The sequence below is a fragment of the Actinomadura sp. 6N118 genome, assembly GCF_044326415.1.
Lineage (GTDB): Bacteria > Actinomycetota > Actinomycetes > Streptosporangiales > Streptosporangiaceae > Spirillospora.
The window spans coordinates 209945-230758 of record NZ_JBIRAZ010000003.1; the positions used below are offsets into that span (position 1 = coordinate 209945).

Below are 20814 nucleotides of genomic sequence, written 5' to 3' on the forward strand. Positions count from 1 at the left end.
ATGAAGCCAGCCGCATTCGCCTACCACGCCCCCGCGTCACTGGACGCGGCCCTCGAACTGCTCACCGCCGAGGGCACACGCCCGCTCGCCGGCGGCCAGAGCCTGATGCCGCTCATGCACGTCCGCTCGGTGCGCCCCCGGGCCCTCGTCGATCTCGGTCGCGTGACCGGACTGGACCACATCGCCGTGCGCGACGGCACGCTGGTGCTCGGCGCGATGGTCCGCCAGCGCACGCTCGAACGCGACGGCGTCGTCAACGAGCACGCACCGCTGCTGCGCGAGGCGGTGCGCTGGGTGGCCAGCGCCCCGGTGCGCAACCGGGGGACGCTCGGCGGCAGCGTCGCGCAGGCCGACCCGAGCGGTGAGCTGTTCACCGCGCTCGTCGCGCTCGACGCGACCGCGGTGCTGCGGCGCGCCGGCGGAGGTGAGCGCGAGCTCGCGGTCGCCGAGCTGCCCGGAGCCACGGGCGGGCCACCGGGCGATCCGGACGAGCTGCTGGTCGAGCTGCGCGTCCCGTCCGCGCCGGCCGGCTCCCGCTGGGCCTACGTCGAGATCAACCGCCGTCACAACGCGCCCGCCGTGGCCGGCGTCGCGGTCGGCCTGGAGCTCGACGGCGACGGCCGGGTGTCCCGCGCCCGGCTCGCGATGGCCGGTGTGGAAGACCGGCCCCGCCGCCTGCCGGAGGCCGAGGCCCTCCTCACCGGCGCGGCACCGGGAACCGAGGCGATCGCGGCCGCCGCCGAAGCGGCGGTCGCGACGGCCGAACCGCGCGCGGACATGCACGCGTCGGCGGCCTACCGGGGGCACGCCCTGACGGTACTCATCCGGCGAGGTGTCGAGGCGGCCCTCGGCTCCGACCACGAAAGCGAGAGATGACCATGGAAGATCAGCAGCACATGGTCCGGATGACCGTCAACGGGACGAGCGTCGCCGTGACCGCCCCGGCCCGGACGTCACTCGTCGACCTGCTGCGCGACGACCTCGCGCTGACCGGCACCCACATCGGCTGCGAACAGGGCGTCTGCGGCTCCTGCACGTTGCTCGTGGACGGCGAGCCGGTCCGCTCGTGCCTCATGCTGGCCGCCCAGGCCGACGGATGCGCGGTCACGACCGTCGAGGGCCTCGAACGCGGCGGCGAGCTGCACCCCGTGCAGGCCGCGTTCAAGGCGGCGAACTCCTTCCAGTGCGGCTACTGCTCGCCCGGCTTCGTCATGACCGCCGTCGCGCTGCTCGAAGAACGGCCCGACGTCACCGACGACGAGATCCGGGAGGCCATGGCCGCGAACATCTGCCGCTGCACGGGCTACCAGTCGATCGTCGACGGCGTCCGCCGCGGCGCCGACGCGATGGGCCGCGACGACTTGGAGGACGCGTCATGATCGGACGTCTCATCGGGTCCCGCGTCGAGCGCGTCGAGGACAGGCGGATCCTCACCGGCCAGGGCCGCTACGTCGACGACGTGCGGTTGCCGGGCATGCTCCACATGGCGTTCCTGCGCAGCCCGCACGCGCACGCCCGCATCCGGTCGGTCGACGTCACCGAGGCGAAGGCGATCCCGGGCGTACACCTGGTTCTGACCTGCGAAGAGCTCGCCTCGCACGTGGTCGAGCGGATGAACTACGACATGGGCGTGCCGGGCCACCGGGCGCCGCTGTTCGACGCGCTGACCGACCTCGCGCGCTACGTCGGCGATCCGGTCGCCGCCGTGGTGGCCGACAGCCGGGCGATCGCCGAGGACGCGTGCGACGCGATCGTCGTCGACTGGGAGCCGCTGGCCCCCGTGCTCGACCCCGCGGAGGCGCTGGCCGACGGCACCACCCCCGTCTTCGCGGACCTCGGCGACAACATCATCTACGACGACGATCCGGAGGCGTACCACTTCGGCGACGTCGACGGCGCGTTCGCCGCCGCCGACCGCGTCGTCGAGCTCACCATCGACCAGCACCGCTTCGGCCTCGTCCCGATGGAGGGCCGGGGCGGCGTGGCCGACTGGGACGCGGGGGCGCGCAAGCTCACCTACCACGCCTCGACTCAGTCCGCCCACCTGTATCGCGTCTACCTGGCGCGCTACCTCGGCCTTCCCCAGAGCCGGGTGCGCGTGGTGGCCGGTGACGTGGGCGGCGCGTTCGGCTCCAAGTGGGCGATGTACCGGGAGGACGTCGTCATCGCCGTGGCCAGCCGGATCCTCGGCCGCCCGGTGAAGTGGATCGAGGACCGCCGGGAGAACCTCACCGCCCTCGGATCGGCGCGCGAGGAGACCGTCGCCATGCGCGCCGCCGTCCGCGCGGACGGCACGGTGCTCGCGCTCGACGCGCACATGACGCTCGACCACGGCTCATACCCGGCGCAGCCCCCGGCGCCGCTGTTCGCGGCCCTCGCGCGCGTCCAGATCACCGGCGCCCTGCGGATCCCGAACTTCCGCTGGCGTACCACGTGCGTGGCGACGCACAAGAACCCGTACGTGTCGTACCGCGGCCCGGGTTCGGTGGAGACCCTGGCGCGAGAGCGCCTGCTGGACACGATCGCCCGCGAGCTCGACCTGGACCCGGTCGAGGTGCGCCGGCGCAACTTCGTGACAACGGCCGAGCAGCCGACCACGAACGCGACCGGCGCGATCATCGACCGGATCGACGCCGCGCGCACGCTGGAGACCGCGCTCAAGACGATCGACTACGAGGGCTTCCGGGAGCGCCAGCGCGCCGCGCTGGCGGAGGGCCGCCACCTCGGGATCGGGCTGGCGTCCTCGATCCACCCCTTCCCGGGGCCGCAGACCTGGTGGCAGGCGCTCGGGTTCCCGCTGGAGGCCGAGACCGGCCGGGTGCGCATCGAACCCGACGGCACGGTGACCGCCTTCACCGGACAGGTGCCGCACGGTCAGGGCCACGAGACGACGCTGGCCCAGGTCGTGGCCGACCAGCTCGGCGTCGGCCTGGACGACGTCACGGTCGTCAGCGGCGACACCGACCGGGTGCCGTTCTTCTTCTTCGGCACCGGGGCGAGCAAGGCGGCGACCATGGCGAGCGGCGCCGTCGTCATCCCCGCGCTGACCCTGCGCGACCGCGTCCTGCGGATCGCCGCAGAGCAGCTCGAGGCCAGCCCGGAGGACCTGGAGATCGAGGACGGCACGATATCGGTGAAGGGCGACCGGTCCAGCTCGACCACGCTGGCCGAGGTCGCCACCGTGGCGTACATGGCGCCCCACACGCTGCCCGAGGACGTGGAGAGCTCGCTCGAGGCGACCGCGAAGTTCACCGTGGACGCCTCCGGCTGGTCGGCCTCCACACACGTCTGCACCGTGGAGGTCGATCTGGAGACCGGCCAGGTCCACATCGACCGCTACGTCGTCGCCGAGGACTGCGGGACGATCATCCATCCGGGCATCGTCGAGGGCCAGATCCGCGGCGGCGTGGCACAGGGGCTCGCCGGGATGCTCATGGAGCACTGCGCCTACGACGCCGAGGGCCGTCCGCTCGCGACGACGCTCCAGGACTATCTGGTGCCGACCGCCATGGAGATCCCCCGGATCGAGATCGTCCACCTGGAGTCCGGCGACCCGGACGACCCGGTTCCGTTCCGCGGCGTCGGCGAGGGCGGCTGCAGCCAGGCCCCCGGCGCGCTCACCAACGCCGTGGCGGACGCGCTGCGGCCGTTCGGCGTCCGGATCGACACCTTCCCTCTCACCCCTACCCGGATCCTCGAGCTCGTCGGCACTTTGCGAGCCGACGCACCGGCGTAGGACAGATGCCCCACTGTGCGACATCCCGGTCGCACAGTGGGGAGTCATGGTCAGGCTGGAGCAACGTCTGCGCCCACCGGGCCGACGTTGGCGGCGCCGCCCGGGGTACCCAGAGGGGTGGTCCTGCCGGGGAGGATCTCTTCGAAGAACCGCCTGTTGTCGTCGCGGACGGCCGGGGCGGCGGCGCGGTCGGCGGTGATGGCCTGCTCGGGGCAGGCCGTCTCGCAGGCGCCACAGTCGATGCATTCGACGGGATTGATGTAGAGCTTGCGCTCGCCCTCGTAGATGCAGTCGATCGGGCACTCCTCCACGCAGGAGCGGTCCATCACGTCGGTGCATGCGGGGCCGATGACGTAGGCCATGTCAGGCGTCCTTCTCAGTGGAGTGCCCGGGGAACAGCAGTGCCTCGGGGTCGATGGCGGTGGCGGCGTTGTTGACCGCGGTGGCGACCTCGCCGAAGCCAACGGAAATCAGCCTGACCTTGCCGGGGTAGTCGGTGATGTCGCCGGCGGCGAACACACGCGGCAGGTTGGTGGCCATCCGGGTGTCCACGGCGATGTGCCGGGCGCTCATGTCCAGGCCCCAGCTCTGGAGCGGGCCGAGGTCGGCTTTGAAGCCGAGGGCGGCGACAACGGTCTGCGCGGGCAGGACGCGGGCGGTGCGGTCGAGGTACCGGATCTCGGCGGCCTCCACGTGCCCATCGCCGCGCAGCGCGGTCACCTCGGCGTTGACGATGATCTCGACGCCGAGCGACCGGACCGTGTCCACGGTGGCCTTGTGGGCGCGGAACCGGTCGCGGCGGTGCACCAGGCGCACCGAACGGGCCAGCGGGGCGAGGGTCGCGGCCCAGTCGAAGGCGCTGTCGCCGCCGCCGACGACGACCACGTCCCGGTCCGCGTGGTCGGCGGGACTCGGCACGAAGTAGACCAGGCCGCGGCCGAGGTGGCCCTCGCCGCATGGCAGCGGGCGGGGGGTGAACGTGCCGATCCCACCGGTGACGACGACCGCGCCGGCGCGCACCGTCGCGCCCTGGTCGGTGCGGACGACCGGCAGCCCGTCCTCGTCGTGGGACAGCGCCACCGCGCGGTGGCCGAGCAGGTAGGCGGGCTCGTACGGGGTCGCCTGGGCGACCAGGTTGTCGACAAGGTCGCGGCCCTTGACGGCGGGGAAGCCCGCGATGTCGAGGATGGGCTTCTCGGGGTACATCGCGCTGACCTGCCCGCCGACCTGGGGCAGCACGTCCATGACGGCCGTGCGCAGGCCGCGGAAACCGGCGTAGTAGGCGCCGTAGAGTCCCGCCGGGCCGGCACCGATGATCAGGATCTCGGTTTCGGTGGTGACGGAAACGTCGGAGATAACGCTCATGGCCGTTGACGGTATGGAAGGCCATGACAGCGGCAAACAGGCCCGTTCCGGTGAGCAGGACGCTTCACTTATGCGGAACGGCCCTGGCTGGGAGCGTCGACCTGCCGCGCACTGCTCCAGCCATAGGAGAAGGCACTCGTGAACGTGAGACTCAGCTCCCCCAAACTGACCGGCATGCTGGCCGCCTGTACAGCGCTCCTGCTGGCGACCGGCTGCACCTCCGGGACCACGGATTCGGCGGGCGGCGAAGGCACCGCCAAGGGTCCGCTGGTGCGCATCGCACTGGGTGTGGACGCCTCCTACGCCCCGTTCTATCTCGCCAAGGAGCGCGGGATGTTCGCCAAGGCCGGCCTGAACGTCGAGCTGATGCAGGTGGAGGGCGGGCCCGCGGCGGCGGAGGCGGTCGCGGCCGGGACGGCGCAGATGTCGGCCAACGCCGACTCCAGCGCGCTACCGCTGATGGCGGCCCAGGACAAGCTGACGGCACTGGGGGTTTTCCAATCGTCCGACCGCTATCTGAAGGTGGTGCTGCGGGACGGCATCGACCGGCCCCAGCAGATCAAGACGATGGCCTCGATCCAGGGCATCGGCCTGTACTCGACGCACTCCTACCTGAAGCACAACAAGATCGACCCGGCCTCGATCAAGATCGTGAAGAGCTCGCCGCCGGAGATACCGGGGATGCTGCAGCGCGGCTCGGTCGATGCCTACATCCTGTTCGAGCCGTGGGCGGCCAAGGGCGACGCGAGCGGCGGGCACATCGCCGGACGGATCGGCGACTTCGGCGTCGGCTACTTCCAGTGGCTGCTGGCCGGCCGGACCTGGCTGGCGGGCAACAACGAGCTGGCCGGGAAGGTCTTCAAGGTGGTGGCCGAGGCGGACGCCCTGGTGACCAAGGACCGTAAGGCCGCGGCGGAGGCCACCCAGAAGCAGGTGAAGCTGCCCGCAGAGCAGACCGAGCGGGTCCTGCCCGAGATCACCTTCACGGCGCGCGGCTTCACCGACACCGACCACGCCTCGGCCAAGCGGGTGGTGGACTTCCTGCTGCAGCAGAAGCTGATCGCCAAGTCGCCCGACCTGAACACCGTGCTGCCGAAGGGCTGGTACGAGAAGTACGTGGGGGCGCCGAGTGAGTGAGCGCTGGCCCTGGGACGGCGACCCCCGGAGCGCGTACCGCCCGGACGAGCCGTACCGGCTGTTCATCGCCGGCGAGTGGGTGACCGCCCGCGCCGCATTCGACGCCGTGGACCCGGCCGTGGGGGCGGCCTGGGCCGCGGTCCCCGAGGCCGGGGCGGAGCAGGTCGAGGACGCGGTGGCGGCGGCGCGCAAGGCGTTCGCCGGCTGGCGGCGGTCCAGCCCGGAGACGCGGCAGGAGGCGCTGTGGCGGATGGCCGACCGGATCGAGGCCGACCCGGACCGGTGGGCGGTGCTGCTGGCGACCGAGGGCGGCCGCCCGGTGCGGGAGGCGTACTTCTCCGACGTCCCGGCGTCCGTGGCGGCGCTGCGCCTGTTCTCGGGGCTGGCCCGGGGCGTGCGCGGCGAGCAGGTGCCGGTCGAGGACCCGCACGGGCTGGCGTACACGGTGCGGGCGCCACTGGGCGTCCTCGCCGTGCTTGTGTCCTGGAACATGCCGCTGGTGGCGCTGGCCGAGCAGATCGCTCCCGCGCTGGCGGCCGGGAACACGGTGGTGGTCCATCCGGCGGCGCCCGCGTCGGCGACCGTGCTGGAGTTCGCCCGCGCCACCGAGGACCTGCTGCCGGCGGGGGTGCTCAACGTCGTCACCGGCGCGGACGCGAGGATCGCGGCGCGGCTGGACGCGCACCCCGGCGCGCTGCGGATCGGCGTCCCGGACGCGCCACGGCCCGGCGGCGGCACGATGATCGTGTTCGCGGACGCCGACCTTGACGCGGCCGTCACCGACGCGCTGACCGGCATGTGCCTGGCGGGCGGTGAGGCGGGTGCGCCGCCGTCCCGGTTGCTGGTGCAGGAGACCGTCCATGAGGAGTTCGTCGGACGGCTGGCGGCGATGGTAGAGGCGGTCGTGCTGGGCGATCCGCTCGACCTGTCGACCGAGCTGGGGCCGCTGATCTCGGACGGGCGGCGGGAGCGGGTGCGGGACGCGATCCGGCAGGCGGTCGCCGGAGGCGCGCGGCTGGTGGCGGGCGGGGAGCCGCCCTCCCTGCCGCCCGCGCTGGCCGGCGGGTTCTTCCATGCGCCGGCGCTGCTGGCGCAGGAGGAGGGCATCGGGGCGGCGCCGCCGCTGCTCGGGCCGGTCGCCGTCGCGGAGCCGTTCGCGGACGAGCGGGTCGCGGTGGAGCGGGTGAACGCGGCCGGGCCCGGGCGGGCAGCCGGGGTGTGGACGGCCGATCTCGCGCGGGGCCACCGGATCGCCCGCGAGCTGGACGCCGGGATCGTGTGGATCAACCGCTGGTCCGACCCGCCGGCCGGGCTCCCCGCGAACGCGGCCGGGCCTGGCCCGGCAGCCGGGACCGAGATCGGCGAGCGGATGCTGGCCCGCTACAGCACCGCCAAGATCATCAGCGTGGATCTCGGCTCGCGCCGCCCCGCGCTCTGGGGCGGCGGCGCGGCCCCAGAGCAGAAGGCTCGGGCAGAGGGCTCAGAGTAGAAGATCGACGGTCCCGGTGGCGCAGGGCGTCCCGTCGGCCTTGACGATGGCGGCGTCCAGCGCCAGGCGCAGGCCGCCGTCACCCGGCTCGGCCGACCGGACGGAGCCCTGCCAGGTCAGGGGCTCCCCGGCCACGGCGGTCGCCTGGTTGCGCCAGCTCACCGCCTCCAGCCGGGCGTCCGGGCCGGCCCAGTCGAGCGCGTGCCGGACGAGCATCTCGCCGTGCAGCGTCGACTGGACGACCGTGCCCGGAAAGCCTTCGTGGGCCGCGTAGCTCTCGTCGTAGTGGATGCGGTGGGCGTTCCACGACACGGCGCTGAACCGGAACAGCTGCACCGTGCTGTGGGAGTAGGAGCGGGAGGGGCAGCTCTCCCCAGGGGTCGTCATGCCTGCGGGTTGTCCTTCACGATGATCGTCTCGTCGACGGAGGCCAGCTCGGCGCCGTCGCCGGTGAACCTGGTGGTGACGGCCAGCACCACGAAGTCGCCCGAGCGGCCCGCCTTGCGGCTCGCCGAGCGCACCGCCCGCGCCGCGCGGACGCGGGTTCCGGCGACCAGCGGCCGGCCGATCCGCACCGACTCGCCGCCGTGCACCTGCCGTACCGGGAGGCCCTGCGTGCACGGCGACTCCCGGGCGGTCAGGCCGTCGGGGCGCAGCTCGTCCTCGGCCGGGCCGTCCTCCCAGCTGAACGTTCCGGCGAGGAAGAGCGGAGGTGCCGCGACGGGGCGTCCGGCGGCCTCGTCGGCGCGGGCCCGGCCGATGTAGGCGGTGTCGTTGAGCGCGGCCGCGTACCGGCAGAAGTCCTTGACGGTCACCACGCCGCAGTCCTCCTCCTCCCAGCGGCCGGCCAGGTCGCGGGCGCGGGCCAGCACCTCTCCGAGCACGTCCTCCGCCACTGGGCTCACAGGACCTGCCGCAGCGACCGGGTGATGCCCATGCCCGCGGTGCGGAGGGCGCCCGACAGCCTGGCCGGGTCCGTCCGGTACGTGGGGCCGGTGATCGACAGCGCGCCGACGAGGGCGGAGCCGCGGCCGAACACCGGGACGGCCGTGCTCATGTAGCCGAGCCGGGTCTCCTCGGCCTCGGTCGCCAGGCCCTCGGTGCGGATCCGTTCGAACTGGGCGCGCAGCCGGGCGGGCGAGGTGATGGTGTGGCGGGTGAGCGGCTTGAGGCCGTTCCGGACGACCTCCGCGAACAGCGAGGCCGGGCCGAAGGCGAGGATGACCTTGCCGGTGGCGGTGCAGTAGAGCGGGAGCCGCCCGGCGACCCGGGACTGCTCGCTGAGCCCGCGATGCGCGAGGATCTTCTCCAGGTACAGCACCTCCAGGCCGTCGTGGATCGCGAAGTGGATGGTCTCCTGCGTGGCGAGCAGCAGGTCCTCCATGTAGGGCTGGGCGACCTCGCGCAGGATCCGCTGCCGGTGCACGCGCTGGCCGATCTCGAACATCCGCAGCCCCAACCGGTAGTCGCAGCCGGCGCGTTCGAGGAGGCCCCACGCGACGAGCTCCTGGGCGAGCCGGTGGACGGTGGCCTTGGCGATGCCGGTGCGCCGGACCAGGTCGGCGAGCGACAGGGTGGCGTCCTCGGCGGTGAACGCCTCGATGATCAGCTGGGTCTTGCCGAGGACGGAGTTCATCGGGTCGGGGCAGGGGTTCCGCCGCGCCGCCGGATCCCGGTCGTCGCGGATGTGGTCGATCGATACGACGGTCATGACAGGAACCTCACGATCAATTCGCAGACCTCCGACGACCGGTGCTCCATCAACGGAATCATGCCCCGATCGATCACCGCCACAGTCGGGTTGTTAAGTTGTGATGACAATATTCGCAGGTCAGGAAGCTCGTCGCCCAGAACCAGGGCGTCGCGCACGAATCGGGAGAGCAGGTCCGGCCGTCCCGGCGGGTAGTGCTTCTGCCGCCGCTGCCACAGCTCGGTCAGGTGTTGCACCTGCCCGCGCGTGGTGTCGGCGTAGCCGGACCTGATCTCCGTCACGACGACTCGGCGAGGAATGCCAGGCTGAGCGGGTTGTAGAGGTCGGCCCTCTCGTGCTGCGGCCAGTGCCCGCAGTCGTTGAACACCTCCAGGCGCGCCCCCGGGATGGCCGCCGCGATCGCCTCCGCCTCCGGGACTTCCCCCAGCGGGTTCTTGTTGCCCCACACCACCAGCGTCGGCGCCTTGATCGTCGCCATCCGCTCGGGCCGCAGCAGGTTCCGCTCGCGTGCCTCGACCTCCTGCAGGGCCAGCAGGTTGTCCAGGTTCTCCTTGAACTCGGGCCGGTGGTAGATGTCGAACCGGACGTCGGCGAGCTCGTCGCCGAGCGCCTCGTCCCAGTGCGCCCACAGCAGCCGCAGCCGCTCCCGGGTGAAGGACGGGTCGTCCTGCTCGACCGCGGCGCGGGTGGAGGTCTTCAGCCGCTCCATCACCTGCGGATTGATCTTCGTGCCGCCCATGCAGAGCAGCTGCAGGGACGCCACCCGGTCGGGCTGCTCGCCGGCCGCCCAGGACGATACCCAGCCGCCCAGCGACTCCCCGACCAGGTGCGCCCGCTCGGCGCCCACCGCGTCCAGGTAAGCCAGCAGATGCTCGACGTAGGCGGGGATCTCGCCGGGACGATCCGGCTTGCCGGTGAATCCGTGCCCCAGCATGTCGATGGCGTGGCACCGGTAGCCGGCCTCGGCGTGCGCCGGGATGTTGCGGACGAACGCCTCCAGGTGCCCGGTCGTGCCGTGCAGGAACACCACGTGCTCGCCGTCCTCGGGCCCGGCCTGCAGGGCGCGGGTGCGGACGCCGCCCGCCTCCACGTAGGCGTGCCGGTAGTCGACGTCGACCAGCTCGGTCCAGATGCTCATAAGTGGCCTTTCGCTTTTTCTAGCCAGGGGTGGTGGTCGGGTCGAGCACGGCCACGGCCATGCCGGTCAGCCATTCGGGGATGGACTCGTAGGCCAGCCGCCGCCCGGGGACGTGGTCGAGGAGGGCCGCCATGAGCAGCCACGTCCGCAGCTCCTGGGCGCCGTTGCCGGCGACCTCCTCCAGACGCTCGGTCGTGTACTCGGTGATCCGGGCGGCCTTCCCGCCCTCCAGCAGCGTCAGGAACTCGTTGTCGAAGCCGGTGTTGATCGCGGCCTCGGCGGCCCGGATGATCTGCCGCCGCCGGGCGTCGTAGTCCCGCCAGTTGTCGCGGCCGTCCAGCCAGGCGCCGACCAGGAACTCCTCGTCGTCGCCGCGCGGGTCGCGCCAGTCCGGCCAGGGCAGCCGGTGCGACAGGCCGCCGGACCCGATCACCGCGACCCGGCGGTCCCCGGGGAAGGCCAGCACCGCCTCCCGGATGGCCCGGCCGAGCCGCTCGCAGCGGTCCAGGGTGGGCAGCGGGGGCGCGAAGACGTTCACCACCAGCGGCACGATCTCCACGCCCAGCCCGTCCAGCAGGTACTGGATCGCGTGCGACTGGCCGTGGTCGATCTGGAGCCGCGCGGAGAAGGCCACGTCGAACCGGCCGCCGTCCACCAGCTCGCCGGCGATGTGCCGGGCCAGCGGCTCGTCCACCGGCTGCGGGCCCTTGGGCGTCCCGGACTCCCCGCTGGCCAGGCACTCGCCGACGCCGATGGTGAAGCTCGGAATCAGGTCCAGCCAGAAGCCGCGGAAGTGGTTGGAGCCCACCAGGATCACGGTGTCCGGACGGGCCGCCGCGAGTTCCTCGCGCGCCGCGTACAGCGCGTCCCGGAACCGCCCGGCGCGGTCCTTGTGAAGGGTCTCCTCCCAGTGCGTGTTCATCAGCGTGGAGTGGGAGGCGCCCACGCCCAGCACGATCTCGGTCATCGCATCGCTCCTACCTCGTCACGGGAACGGGTGACGGTGTCGACGGCCGTGCGAACCAGGAGGCGCGTCAGCCGCTCCATCTCCCGCACGTCCACCGCGTTCATGCCGAGCGAGAAGTCGATCTCCCGCGGCGCCTCGGTGATCTTCGGCATCCCGATCCGCACCGTCGGCACGCCCCGGTTCCGCAGGATGTTGGCGTCGGTGGCGCCGCTGTTGCCGCGGATCACCTCGTGCGCGCGGCCCTCGAACGCCTCCCAGCCCGCGACGGCGCTGCGGCACACCCAGCCGTCCGGGTCGCTGCGGGTGCCGGGAATCGCCAGGATCATCTCGGCGTCCAGGTCGAGGCCGGGCTCGTCGGCACTGATCTTCTCCAGGGCCGCGGTGAACTCCCGCTTGGCCTCCATCGGTGTGGTGCGGGGGCTGAGCCGCAGATCCACCCTGATCTCGCACGCGGCCGGGGTCACCGCCGCCATCCGCGGCCACCCGCCGCGGATGGACGCCACCACACCCTGCGGCGCCACCGTGTCCTCGGTGTGCCGGCCGGCGTACTCGGCGAACCACTCCTCGAGCCGCCGCACGACCAGCCCGGCGCGCGCGATGGCGTTGTCGTACGGCAGCCGGTGCCGCGACCCGACGTAGGTGTGGGTGCCGCGGACCGTGACCTGGAACCAGGCGAGCCCGACCTCCTCCCAGGAGACCGTCCAGCCCGGCTTGACGATCACCGCGTGGTCAGCCCACACGCCCTGCTCCAGCAGGAACGAGCAGCCCGCGCCCTGCCCGGTGTTGCGCCGGGCGCCGGCCGGCCGCGCGTTGGTGGGCATGCCGCCCGCGCCGAACGCCGCGATCAGGTCGCCGGTCAGCGGGATCCCGGCCCGCGCGGTCGCCTCGGCCGCCATCATCACGCACGCGGCGTGGCCCTTGGGGTTGGACGCCCCCAGCCCCATGACCAGGTCGCCGTCGACGACCGCCCGGGGCCGCATGTCAGGCCGCAGCTCGGGCCCGATCCACGGCACGTCCTCGCTCTCCTCCCCCACGGTCAGGGTGTCGATCGGCGCGTACAGCATCAGGTCGGGGCCGGTGCCGTCGCCCTCCAGCCGCGCCCACGCGTTGGCCTGCCGGTCGTCCAGCGGCTGCACCCGGGCCGGGCAGCCAGCGGCGGTCAGAGTGGCGGCGATGTGCTCGGCCAGCGGGCCCTCATCTCCGGTCGGGCTCGGGACGTCCACCACCCCGGTCACCAGTTCGCGCAGCCGGTCGGTGGTGATGTGCCGCCACGCGGCGGTGACCCAGCCGCGCCGCCGCTGGTCCAGGCCAGCGAGCCCGGCGGGCTCGCTGGGCCCCTCGGAGTTCGCCGAGGTCACTGGTTGACCCTGTGGACCTGGGTCTTGCTGGTACGGGCGATCCGCCGCCAGGCCACCGGGACCGCCACGGCCAGCAGGGCGCCGGCGATGAGTGCGGGCAGGACGCGCTTCATGATCATCACTTCTTCCTGGTCCTGGTGACGGCCGAGCCGTCGTTCGCCGCCGTGCCGCCGGTGTCGGCGAGCTTCTTCGCGTACTGCTCCTCGGTGAGGTTGCGCCAGGCCGTCAGCGACACGTCGGGACGGTAGAGCTTCTCCGGGGGCGCGTCGGTGACGTCGACCATCCAGGCGTCCTGGGCGGAGAACTGGCCGTGGAACAGCCAGCGGATCGCGCCCATGTACTTGGCGTAGAAGCCGAAGCTCCGCCAGCCCTCGGTGAAATTGACCATCACGCCGACGTAGCGGTGGTTGTCCGCGTCGACCGGGACGTAGAACTCGTAGTGGATGAAGTTCGGGTAGGCGATGCGCAGGATGCCCGGCATCGCCAGCGAGGCGAACCCGGGGAACTCCTGCGCCTCGATCGTCGGGTCCACCCGCTTGGGCTTGCCGGTGTTGCCGATGTTGAACGCCTCCTTGGGCGGCCGCGCCTTCCACCAGCGCTTGTTCGACCACCGGCCCACGCCCGGGAAGTCGGCCTCCCAGTGCACCTCGTCCTGCACCCGGTAGATCCATCGGCCCCCGGGCACGATGCGTGTCACGTTCCACGTCGGCATCGGCTTGAACAGCCGCCACAGCGAGGTCCGGTGCAGGTACTTGGCGTGCCCCTCGTCGAAGCCGTTCTCGCACGCGAACCGCCAGTTGCCGCTGCGCGGGTCGATCCGGCCGCCCATCACGAAGGCGTTGCCGGCCAGTTCCTCGGGCAACTGCTCGTCGATCGGGTGCGGGTCCTCGGCCGCCACCGGCACGTACACCCACACCATGCCGAGCCGCTCCTCCACCGGGTAGGTGCGCACCCCGACCTTGCCGCAGATCCGCGAGTCCGGACCGTCGGTGATCACCGCCGCCAGCCGCCCGCTGGCCAGGTCGAACGTCCACCCGTGGTACGGGCAGCTGATGGTGCCCGGGAACTGCTGGTCGCCCTCCGACAGCGGGACCCCGCGGTGCGGGCAGCGGTCGTGCAGCGCGTACGCCGTCCCCCCGTCCCGGACCAGCACGATCTTGTCCCCGCAGATCGTGTACGAGCGGGGGTCGCCGGTGATGTGGCTGGACCAGGTGACGGCGTACCAGTAGCCGCGGAAGCCCTCGGCCGCCGCGTCGTAGTGCGGCCACGTCGACCAGTCCTGCCGCCCCGGCGCACCGTCCTGGGGGCGTGCCCGCGGCGCGGCCTTCGGATCGAGCGATTCCTCACCCGTCATCTGCGTGTCCTCCTGGTGACGTCCGAGCTACGCCGCCGTGAGGGCGGCGTATCCGAGCATGCGCGCGGCCGGGCCCGATCGCCTACGGAGCCGTTTCGCTCAGCAGACCGCGCCCCGTTCCAGGCGCGCCGCCGCCTGCCACAGTCCGGTCATGGAAGAGATCTCGCACGCGGATTTGTTCTCCCTCGCCGGCCGTACCGCGCTGGTCACCGGCGGCACGTCCGGCATCGGCGCCGAGGCGGCCAGGACCCTGCTGGCCGCGGGCGCGAAAGTCGCGGTCGTCTCCCGGGACGCCGGACGGGCCAAGCGGGCAGCCGGGGATCTGGCCGTGGACGGTGCCACCGCGCTCGGCCTGGCCTGCGACGTCACCGACGAGGAGCAGGTGGACGAGGCCGTCGCGGAGGTCGTACGGCAGTGGGGCCGGCTGGACGTCCTGGTCACCAGCGCGGGACGCCTGGCCCGGGGCTCGGTCGCGGAGCTGCCCACCGCGGACCTGCACGGCTGCTTCGCCACCAACGTGTTCGGCACCTGGTACGCCTGCCGCGCCGCGGCGCGCGCGATGACGGCCGCCGGCACCGGGCGGATCGTCACGCTCGGCTCGGTGCTCGGCGCGGTCGGGGCGCCGGAGCGCGCCGCCTACGCCGCGTCCAAGGGCGCGGTCGTCCAGCTCACCAAGGCGCTGGCGCTGGAGCTGGCGGGCACCGGCGTCACCGCGAACTGCCTGCTCCCCGGCCCGATCCTCACGGAGATGAACGCCGGATCCCGGGACGACCCGGTGGCCAAGGCGTTCGTGGAGCGCGAGGTGCCGCTCGCGCGCTGGGGCGAGCCGCGCGACCTGGCCGGCGCGCTCCTGCTGCTGGCCTCGCCCGCGTCGGCCTTCGTCACCGGGACGGTGCTCCCGGTCGACGGCGGCTACCTCGCACATTGATCTCGGACAGGCCGCGGACCGGCCCGGGACATCCGCCGTTCGCCCTGTGGACGAAGGCGTCCCACTCAGCGGACCCAGGGCCATGCGTGCCCGCCGCCCCCGGCCTACGCTCGCCGGATCCGGCTCCACCCCGTTGACCGGCCTACCTGCGGGTCCCCCCGTGACCGCAGAGACCCCTTCGACCTATGAGGTGTTATGGAGGCACGGGCCAGGAGAAGGCGCTTCGTCGGCGTCCTCTCGCTCATCACCACGCTGTGCACGCTGTCGGCGTGCAGTGGCGCCACCACCGACTCCGGCGGCACTGCGGCCACCGGTCCCAAGATCCGCATCGCCGTCGGAATCGACGCGGCGTACGCGCCCTTCTTCACCGCCGACGCCAAGGGACTGTGGCGCAAGCACGGTCTCAACGTCGAGCTGGTGCAGTTCGGCCGGGGCGGCGAGGCCGTCGACGCGATCGCCGGCGGGCAGGTCCAGATGGCCGCCAGCTCCGACAGCACGACCATCGCCCAGTTCCCGCAGAACCCCGCGCTGCGCGCCCTGCTCGTCTTCCAGGAGTCCGGCCGATACCTGAAGGTCGTCACCGGACCGAAGATCGCCGACCCCAAGCAGATCAAGAAGATGGCGATCGTGCCCGGCCTTTCCGAGCTGGCCGCGACCCGCTTCCTGGAGTCGAAGAAGATCGACGTGAAGTCGGTGAAGTTCGTGACCGCCGGCCCGCCGGAGATTCCCGTGCTGCTCCAGAAGGGCGAGGTCGACGCTTACGTGCTCTGGGAGCCGTGGCCCGCCAAGGGCGTCGAGCTCGGCGGCAAGATCCTGGAGTCGACCGGCGCCTACGGGCTCGCCTACCAGCAGTGGCTGATCACAGGCCAGCAGTGGCTGGGCAGTAACGAGGCCACCGCGGTCAAGGTCGCCAAGGCACTGGAGGAGGCGACCGGGCTGGTCGAGTCAGACCCGGCGGGGGCCGCCGAGGCGACCAAGAAGGCCGCCAAGGTCCCCACCGAGCAGACCATGACCGCCATCAAGGAGATCGACTTCAAGGTCCGCGACATCGCCGCCCCCGACCTCAGTGGATACGAGAGCACGGCCGCGTGGTACGCGAGCACCGGCAAGGTCAAGGCCCGCCCTGACCTGACCAAGACCGTGCTGCAGGGATGGGTGGCAGCCAAGGTGAAGGGAACGGGATGACCAAGGCGATCAAGACGGACCGCCGCCCGCCCGGCGGCGGCCCCGCGGACGGCGCGGGCCCGGCCGGCGCCGCGGTGTCGGTCTCCGGCGTGGGCATCGGGTTCGGGTCCTTCCAGGCCGTCCAGGAGATCTCCCTGGACATCCCGGCGGGCGAGTTCCTGTGCCTGCTCGGGCCCAGCGGCTGCGGCAAGTCGACGCTGCTGTCGTCGCTGGCCGGGTTCGTCCCGGTGCGGCAGGGCCGGCTCACCGTGGACGGCGCCGCCGTCACCGGCCCCGACCCCGGCCGCGGCATGGTTTTCCAGAACAGCGAGGCGCTGTTCGACTGGATGACCGTCCGGCAGAACGTGGCGTTCGGGCCGCGCATGCGGGGCCGGTCGCGGGCCGAGCAGAAGAAGGTCGCCGACGAGTACCTGGGCCTGGTGGGGCTGCGGCACTGCGCCGACCGGTTCCCCGGGCAGCTGTCGGGCGGGATGCGGCAGCGCGTCCAGATCGCCCGGGTGCTGGCCAACGAGCCCCGGGTGGTCCTGATGGACGAGCCGTTCGGTGCCCTCGACGCGCAGACCCGGCAGGTGATGCAGGAGGAGATGGCCCGCATCTGGCAGGCGTCCGGATGCACCGTCGTGTTCGTCACCCACGACATCGACGAGGCGATCGTGCTGGCCGACCGGATCGCGGTGATGACCGCCGGCCCGGCCGCCACGATCAAGAACGTCTACCCGGTGGACCTGCCCCGGCCGCGCGACGACACGGCGCCGGAGTCGGTCGAGCTGCGCGCGGCGCTGCGCCGCGACATCGGCGAAGAGGTGCGCAAGGCCCTGCGCGAGCAGGGCGTCGACGACCCGCCGGACGGCCCGGCGGACGGCCCGGCGGACGGCCCGGCGGACGGCCCGAAGGAGAAGCTATGACGGTGGCCTCGGCGGACGCGTCCGCCAAACCGTCCGTCGAGCGGCGCCCGGCTGGGGCGATGGCCGGACGGCTGCGCTCGGCCGGCATGTTCGCGCTGTCGATCGTCGCCGGGATCGCGGTGTGGCAGCTGCTGGCGATGAAGTACGGCTCGGGCCTGGTGGCCTCACCGGGGCAGACCGTGTCGGCGGCCCGGGAGCTGGCCGCCGACGGCACGCTGGTCAACTCGGTGATCGCCTCCAGCCGGCGGATCCTGATCGGCTGGGGCCTGGGCCTGGCCGTCGGCGTGCCGGTGGGCCTGCTGATGGGGCAGGTCCCGTTCATGCGCCGGCTGCTGGACCCGTACATCGAGTTCTTCCGCTTCATCCCGCCGGTCGCGTTCGTGACGCTGGCCGTGGTGTGGCTGGGCATCGGCGAGGCGTCCAAGGTGGTGCTGATCTTCTACACCGCGGTCTTCATCGTCACGCTCAACACCATCGCCGGGGTGCTGTCGGTGAACGAGACCAAGCTGCGCGCCGCGGCCAGCCTCGGCGCGGGCCGCTGGCAGGTGATGCGGAGCGTGGTGCTGCCCTCGACGGTGCCGCACATCGTGACGGGCGCGCGGCTGGCGATGGGCAACAGCTTCCTGACCATCGTGTCCGCGGAGATCGTCGCCGCGCAGGTCGGGCTGGGCGCGCTCATCTGGACCTCGCGCAACTACGGCCGCATCGACTGGGTGTTCGTCGGGATCATCGTGCTGGGGATCCTGGGATTCGTGTTCGACCGGGTGCTGCGGATCGTGGCCGCCCGGGTGCTCAAGAGGTATGAGGTGCGGGTGTGAGCGGGAATCCGGAGCGTTCGCGGGCGCTGCTTCTGGAGGAGTTCGGGACGCTGCCGCGCCTGGTGGGACGGCCGGTCCCCGAACGTCCGCCGGGCCACACGCTGGTCCGGGTGCTGGCCGCCCAGGTCGGGCATCTCGATCTCAACGTCGTGGACGGAAAGTTCGGCGTCCTGCCGGACCTGCCGACGGTGCCCGGCACCGAGGCCGCCGGGGTCGTGGTGGCCTCCGACGTCCACCCCGAGGGGATGCCGGTGCGGGTGCGCGGCGGCGGTGCCGGGCTGCGGCGGGACGGCGGCTGGGCCGAGCACGCGGTGCTGCGCGACTCGGCGGTCGTGCCCGTCCCCGAGGACACCGACCCGGCACTGGCCTGCTGCTTCTTCTCACCCGCCGGGACGGCCTGGGCGGCGGTCCACGCGGTCGCCGCGATCCGTCCCGGCGAGCGGGTCGCGGTGACCGGCGCGGCGGGCGCGGTCGGCGCGCTGACCGTGCAGGTCGCCGCGCGGGCGGGGGCCGAGGTGATCGGCGTGGTCGGCCGCCCGGCCAAGCTGCCGCACGTCCCGGCGCCGGGCAAGGCGGTGCTGGCCGCCGACCTGTCGGAGGAGGCGGTGGGCGGCCCGCTGGACGCGGTGATCGACACCGTCGGCGGCGCGGTCCTCACCACCGCGCTCGGGCTGGTCCGGGGGCGCGGACGGATCGCGCTGGTCGGCTACACGGCCGGACGCGACTTCAGCGTCGACCTGGCCGACTTCCTGCTGACGGACGTGTCGCTGCTGCCCGTCAACCTGATGACCCGGGGCGCGGAGGTCGCGGCGGACGCCGACCGGCTGCTGGCCGACATCAACTCGGGCGAGCTGACGCTGCCGATCGAGCGGTACCCGGCCGAGCGCCTTGCGGAGGCCGCCGAGCGCCTCCGCACCGGCGAGGCGGTCGGGAAGGTGGCGCTGACTTTTGATTGAGACGTTCAGCGGACGATGACCACGGCACGACCCCGGCAGCACAGGCTGCCGGGGCCTTCGCCGTCCGGGTGGGAGTGCTCTTCCAGGGAGTGCTCTTCCAAGGCCAGGGTGATCTCGCCTGTCTCGGGGTCGACCGCCTCGACGGCGCCGGACACCACGAGCCGGTGACCGGCGTAGGCGGGGGCGCGGTTCTGCCAGCCGACCGACAGCACCTCACCGGCCTCGCCCGCGAACGCCGCCGCGGCCCGGTAGAAAAGGCAGCCGTGCAGCTGCGCCATGACGACCGGGCCGTCCAGGCCCTCCGAGCGGGCGAACGCGGTGTCGTAGTGGATGCGATGCGTGTTGCGGGTGACGGCTCCGAACCGCAGGAGCCTGATCTCGTCCGGGACCAGCTCCACCGGCGGTACCACGGCACCCGGCTCGACATGACGACTCATCGGACGATGAACCTTTCGGTGACCTCGATGAGCGGGCCGCGCTCGGTGCCGTAGGTCTTGGCGACCGTGAGCAGCAGGAAGCCCGCGCCCTTGCCCTTGCGTTCGACCGATTCCAGGACGTGCCGCACCTCCAGCCGCTCGCCCGGACGCGGCCGTCCCAGCCAGCGCACGTCCTGCCCGCCCGCCATGAGCCGCACGTCGAGCCCGTCGGTGCCGGGGACCTCGTCGCGGTACATGCCGTCCGGGCGGAACTCCGCGGGCTCGGCACCGGGCGCGCCGCGCAGCAGGCTGACCGGGTACATCGGGTGGACGGCGAAACCGGGATGGTCCGGATCGATCAGTTGCGGGGCGGTCTCGCCCGCCGCCCGCGCGAACTCGGCCGAGGCGGCGGCCGTCACCACGCCGAGCGGGCGGAGCTCCACCCGGCCGACCAGCTCCCGCGCACGCTCCTCGGCCAGATCGAGAGCCTTGCTCACTCGGCCAGCTCCGGCCGCTCGGAGACGATCCGCTCCCAGATGGGCTGGAAACAGAACCAGCCGACCTCCTCGCCGCCCACCTGCTCGGCCGTCATCCGGGCGGTCTCCTCGTCCAGCGGGACCGGGTCCCCGGCAGCCCGCGCCATCAGCTCGGCCTGGAAGGACCGTTCCATCGTGACGAACCACCAGATCGCCGAATCGACGGTCCGGCCCACCGTGAGATGGCCGTGGTTGGCGAGGATCACCGCCTTGCCCGTGCCCAGCGACTCGGCGATCCGCCGTCCTTCCTCCGGGTCGAACACCACGCCGGTGTAGTCCTCGTGGAAGGTGTGCGAGCCGTGGAAGGCGCAGGCGTCCTGGGTGAGCGGTGCCAGCGTCCGGTGCAGGGACGAGAACGACTTGCCGTGCGGGCCGTGCGCGTGCACCGCGCCGACCACGTCGGGACGGGCGCGGTGCACCTCCGAATGGATGGCGAACGCCGCCTGGTTGAGCGGCCCCTTCCCCTCCACGACCTCGCCCTCGTCGTTCACCAGCAGCAGGTCGCCGGGCAGGATCGCACCGAAGTAGCGGCCGAACGGCGCCGTCCAGAAATGGTCGGTCAGCTCGGGGTCGCGGGCGGTGATGTGCCCGGCGATGCCCTCGTCCAGCCCGAACCGCGCCAGCACCCGGTAGCCCGCGGCGACCCGCCGCTTGCGGTGGGCCCGCTCCTCGGCGGGCGTCGGGAAGACAGGCGGGGCGGGAATGTTCGCCAGTTCCTCGGCCAGGACCCGCGCAGCGGCCTCGTCGGTGACAGTCATGTGTGCCTCCCTCTCCAGCTCCAACCGCGAAGGCTAGGCGCGGCGGCGGGGGGCGGA

The 20814-nt window shown here is 72.6% G+C and carries 23 protein-coding genes; 10 read left to right on the forward strand and 13 right to left on the reverse strand.

Annotated elements, in window-relative coordinates; genetic code table 11:
• From ACH34W_RS08775 to ACH34W_RS08785, 3 genes are read left to right on the forward strand one after another with little or no spacing between them, the layout of a single operon-like run.
• Complete coding sequence (locus ACH34W_RS08775) at positions 1–876, forward strand: FAD binding domain-containing protein (RefSeq protein WP_395960241.1); 876 nt, start codon at positions 1–3, stop codon at positions 874–876.
• The gene (locus ACH34W_RS08780) at positions 873–1379 is read left to right on the forward strand and encodes a (2Fe-2S)-binding protein (RefSeq protein WP_395960242.1); all 507 of its coding nucleotides are present in this window, start codon (positions 873–875) and stop codon (positions 1377–1379) included. Before ACH34W_RS08775 ends, ACH34W_RS08780 begins: the two co-directional genes overlap by 4 nt.
• On the forward strand, positions 1376–3736 hold the full coding sequence (locus ACH34W_RS08785; protein WP_395960243.1) for a xanthine dehydrogenase family protein molybdopterin-binding subunit: 2361 nt from the start codon (positions 1376–1378) through the stop codon (positions 3734–3736). Before ACH34W_RS08780 ends, ACH34W_RS08785 begins: the two co-directional genes overlap by 4 nt.
• 50 nt (positions 3737–3786) lie before the next feature.
• Here ACH34W_RS08785 and ACH34W_RS08790 read toward each other — a convergent pair whose 3' ends face one another.
• Complete coding sequence (locus ACH34W_RS08790) at positions 3787–4098, reverse strand: indolepyruvate ferredoxin oxidoreductase subunit alpha (protein WP_395960244.1); 312 nt, start codon at positions 4096–4098, stop codon at positions 3787–3789.
• Position 4099: 1 nt separating this feature from the next.
• The gene (locus ACH34W_RS08795; protein ID WP_395960245.1) at positions 4100–5101 is read right to left on the reverse strand and encodes an NAD(P)/FAD-dependent oxidoreductase; all 1002 of its coding nucleotides are present in this window, start codon (positions 5099–5101) and stop codon (positions 4100–4102) included.
• Between the two features lie 138 nt (positions 5102–5239).
• On the opposite strand from ACH34W_RS08795, the gene ACH34W_RS08800 reads away from it, so the two are divergent.
• Together ACH34W_RS08800 and ACH34W_RS08805 are read left to right on the forward strand one after the other, a co-directional pair.
• Complete coding sequence (locus ACH34W_RS08800) at positions 5240–6238, forward strand: ABC transporter substrate-binding protein (RefSeq protein ID WP_395960246.1); 999 nt, start codon at positions 5240–5242, stop codon at positions 6236–6238.
• Positions 6231–7727 carry an aldehyde dehydrogenase family protein gene (locus ACH34W_RS08805; protein WP_395960247.1) on the forward strand — a complete coding sequence of 499 codons (1497 nt, stop codon included), beginning with the start codon at positions 6231–6233 and terminating at the stop codon, positions 7725–7727. The genes ACH34W_RS08800 and ACH34W_RS08805 overlap by 8 nt, the downstream gene beginning before the upstream one ends.
• Here the strand turns inward: ACH34W_RS08805 and ACH34W_RS08810 are convergent.
• The 8 genes from ACH34W_RS08810 to ACH34W_RS08845 form a co-directional block, all read right to left on the reverse strand.
• Complete coding sequence (locus ACH34W_RS08810) at positions 7719–8114, reverse strand: acyl dehydratase (RefSeq protein WP_395960248.1); 396 nt, start codon at positions 8112–8114, stop codon at positions 7719–7721. The two genes, ACH34W_RS08805 and ACH34W_RS08810, sit on opposite strands and share 9 nt — an antisense overlap.
• Positions 8111–8623: a MaoC family dehydratase N-terminal domain-containing protein gene (locus ACH34W_RS08815; protein ID WP_395960249.1), complete on the reverse strand. Its 513-nt coding sequence runs from the start codon at positions 8621–8623 to the stop codon at positions 8111–8113. Before ACH34W_RS08815 ends, ACH34W_RS08810 begins: the two co-directional genes overlap by 4 nt.
• A gap of 5 nt (positions 8624–8628) precedes the next feature.
• Complete coding sequence (locus ACH34W_RS08820) at positions 8629–9438, reverse strand: IclR family transcriptional regulator (RefSeq protein ID WP_395960250.1); 810 nt, start codon at positions 9436–9438, stop codon at positions 8629–8631.
• Positions 9435–9719, reverse strand: a complete 285-nt coding sequence (locus ACH34W_RS08825) for a hypothetical protein (RefSeq protein ID WP_395960251.1) — start codon at positions 9717–9719, stop codon at positions 9435–9437. Before ACH34W_RS08825 ends, ACH34W_RS08820 begins: the two co-directional genes overlap by 4 nt.
• Entirely contained in the window at positions 9716–10576 is an 861-nt protein-coding gene (locus ACH34W_RS08830; protein WP_395960252.1) for an alpha/beta fold hydrolase, read from the reverse strand. Before ACH34W_RS08830 ends, ACH34W_RS08825 begins: the two co-directional genes overlap by 4 nt.
• A gap of 19 nt (positions 10577–10595) precedes the next feature.
• On the reverse strand, positions 10596–11543 hold the full coding sequence (locus ACH34W_RS08835; RefSeq protein WP_395960253.1) for a hypothetical protein: 948 nt from the start codon (positions 11541–11543) through the stop codon (positions 10596–10598).
• On the reverse strand, positions 11540–12901 hold the full coding sequence (locus ACH34W_RS08840) for a M20 family metallopeptidase (protein ID WP_395960254.1): 1362 nt from the start codon (positions 12899–12901) through the stop codon (positions 11540–11542). The genes ACH34W_RS08835 and ACH34W_RS08840 overlap by 4 nt, the downstream gene beginning before the upstream one ends.
• Positions 12902–13019: 118 nt before the next feature.
• Positions 13020–14255 (reverse strand): Rieske 2Fe-2S domain-containing protein, encoded by a 1236-nt coding sequence (locus ACH34W_RS08845; protein ID WP_395960255.1) that lies wholly within the window; start codon positions 14253–14255, stop codon positions 13020–13022.
• Between the two features lie 151 nt (positions 14256–14406).
• Here ACH34W_RS08845 and ACH34W_RS08850 point away from each other — a divergent pair, with 151 nt between their 5' ends.
• From ACH34W_RS08850 to ACH34W_RS08870, 5 genes are all read left to right on the forward strand, one after another.
• Positions 14407–15183, forward strand: a complete 777-nt coding sequence (locus ACH34W_RS08850) for an SDR family NAD(P)-dependent oxidoreductase (RefSeq protein ID WP_395960256.1) — start codon at positions 14407–14409, stop codon at positions 15181–15183.
• Positions 15184–15378: 195 nt separating this feature from the next.
• Positions 15379–16368, forward strand: coding sequence for an ABC transporter substrate-binding protein (locus ACH34W_RS08855; RefSeq protein WP_395960257.1), 990 nt, complete (start codon positions 15379–15381; stop codon positions 16366–16368).
• Positions 16365–17273 carry an ABC transporter ATP-binding protein gene (locus tag ACH34W_RS08860; RefSeq protein ID WP_395960258.1) on the forward strand — a complete coding sequence of 303 codons (909 nt, stop codon included), beginning with the start codon at positions 16365–16367 and terminating at the stop codon, positions 17271–17273. Before ACH34W_RS08855 ends, ACH34W_RS08860 begins: the two co-directional genes overlap by 4 nt.
• The gene (locus tag ACH34W_RS08865; protein WP_395960259.1) at positions 17270–18091 is read left to right on the forward strand and encodes an ABC transporter permease; all 822 of its coding nucleotides are present in this window, start codon (positions 17270–17272) and stop codon (positions 18089–18091) included. Before ACH34W_RS08860 ends, ACH34W_RS08865 begins: the two co-directional genes overlap by 4 nt.
• The gene (locus ACH34W_RS08870) at positions 18088–19047 is read left to right on the forward strand and encodes a zinc-binding alcohol dehydrogenase family protein (protein ID WP_395960260.1); all 960 of its coding nucleotides are present in this window, start codon (positions 18088–18090) and stop codon (positions 19045–19047) included. Before ACH34W_RS08865 ends, ACH34W_RS08870 begins: the two co-directional genes overlap by 4 nt.
• 5 nt (positions 19048–19052) lie before the next feature.
• Here ACH34W_RS08870 and ACH34W_RS08875 read toward each other — a convergent pair whose 3' ends face one another.
• Genes ACH34W_RS08875 through ACH34W_RS08885 form a run of 3 tightly spaced genes read right to left on the reverse strand, consistent with a single transcriptional unit; the run spans position 19053 to position 20757 of the window.
• Positions 19053–19484, reverse strand: coding sequence for a hypothetical protein (locus ACH34W_RS08875; RefSeq protein WP_395960261.1), 432 nt, complete (start codon positions 19482–19484; stop codon positions 19053–19055).
• Positions 19481–19960 (reverse strand): MaoC family dehydratase N-terminal domain-containing protein, encoded by a 480-nt coding sequence (locus ACH34W_RS08880; protein WP_395960262.1) that lies wholly within the window; start codon positions 19958–19960, stop codon positions 19481–19483. The genes ACH34W_RS08875 and ACH34W_RS08880 overlap by 4 nt, the downstream gene beginning before the upstream one ends.
• Positions 19957–20757: a class II aldolase/adducin family protein gene (locus ACH34W_RS08885; RefSeq protein WP_395960263.1), complete on the reverse strand. Its 801-nt coding sequence runs from the start codon at positions 20755–20757 to the stop codon at positions 19957–19959. Before ACH34W_RS08885 ends, ACH34W_RS08880 begins: the two co-directional genes overlap by 4 nt.
• Positions 20758–20814 lie beyond the last annotated feature (57 nt).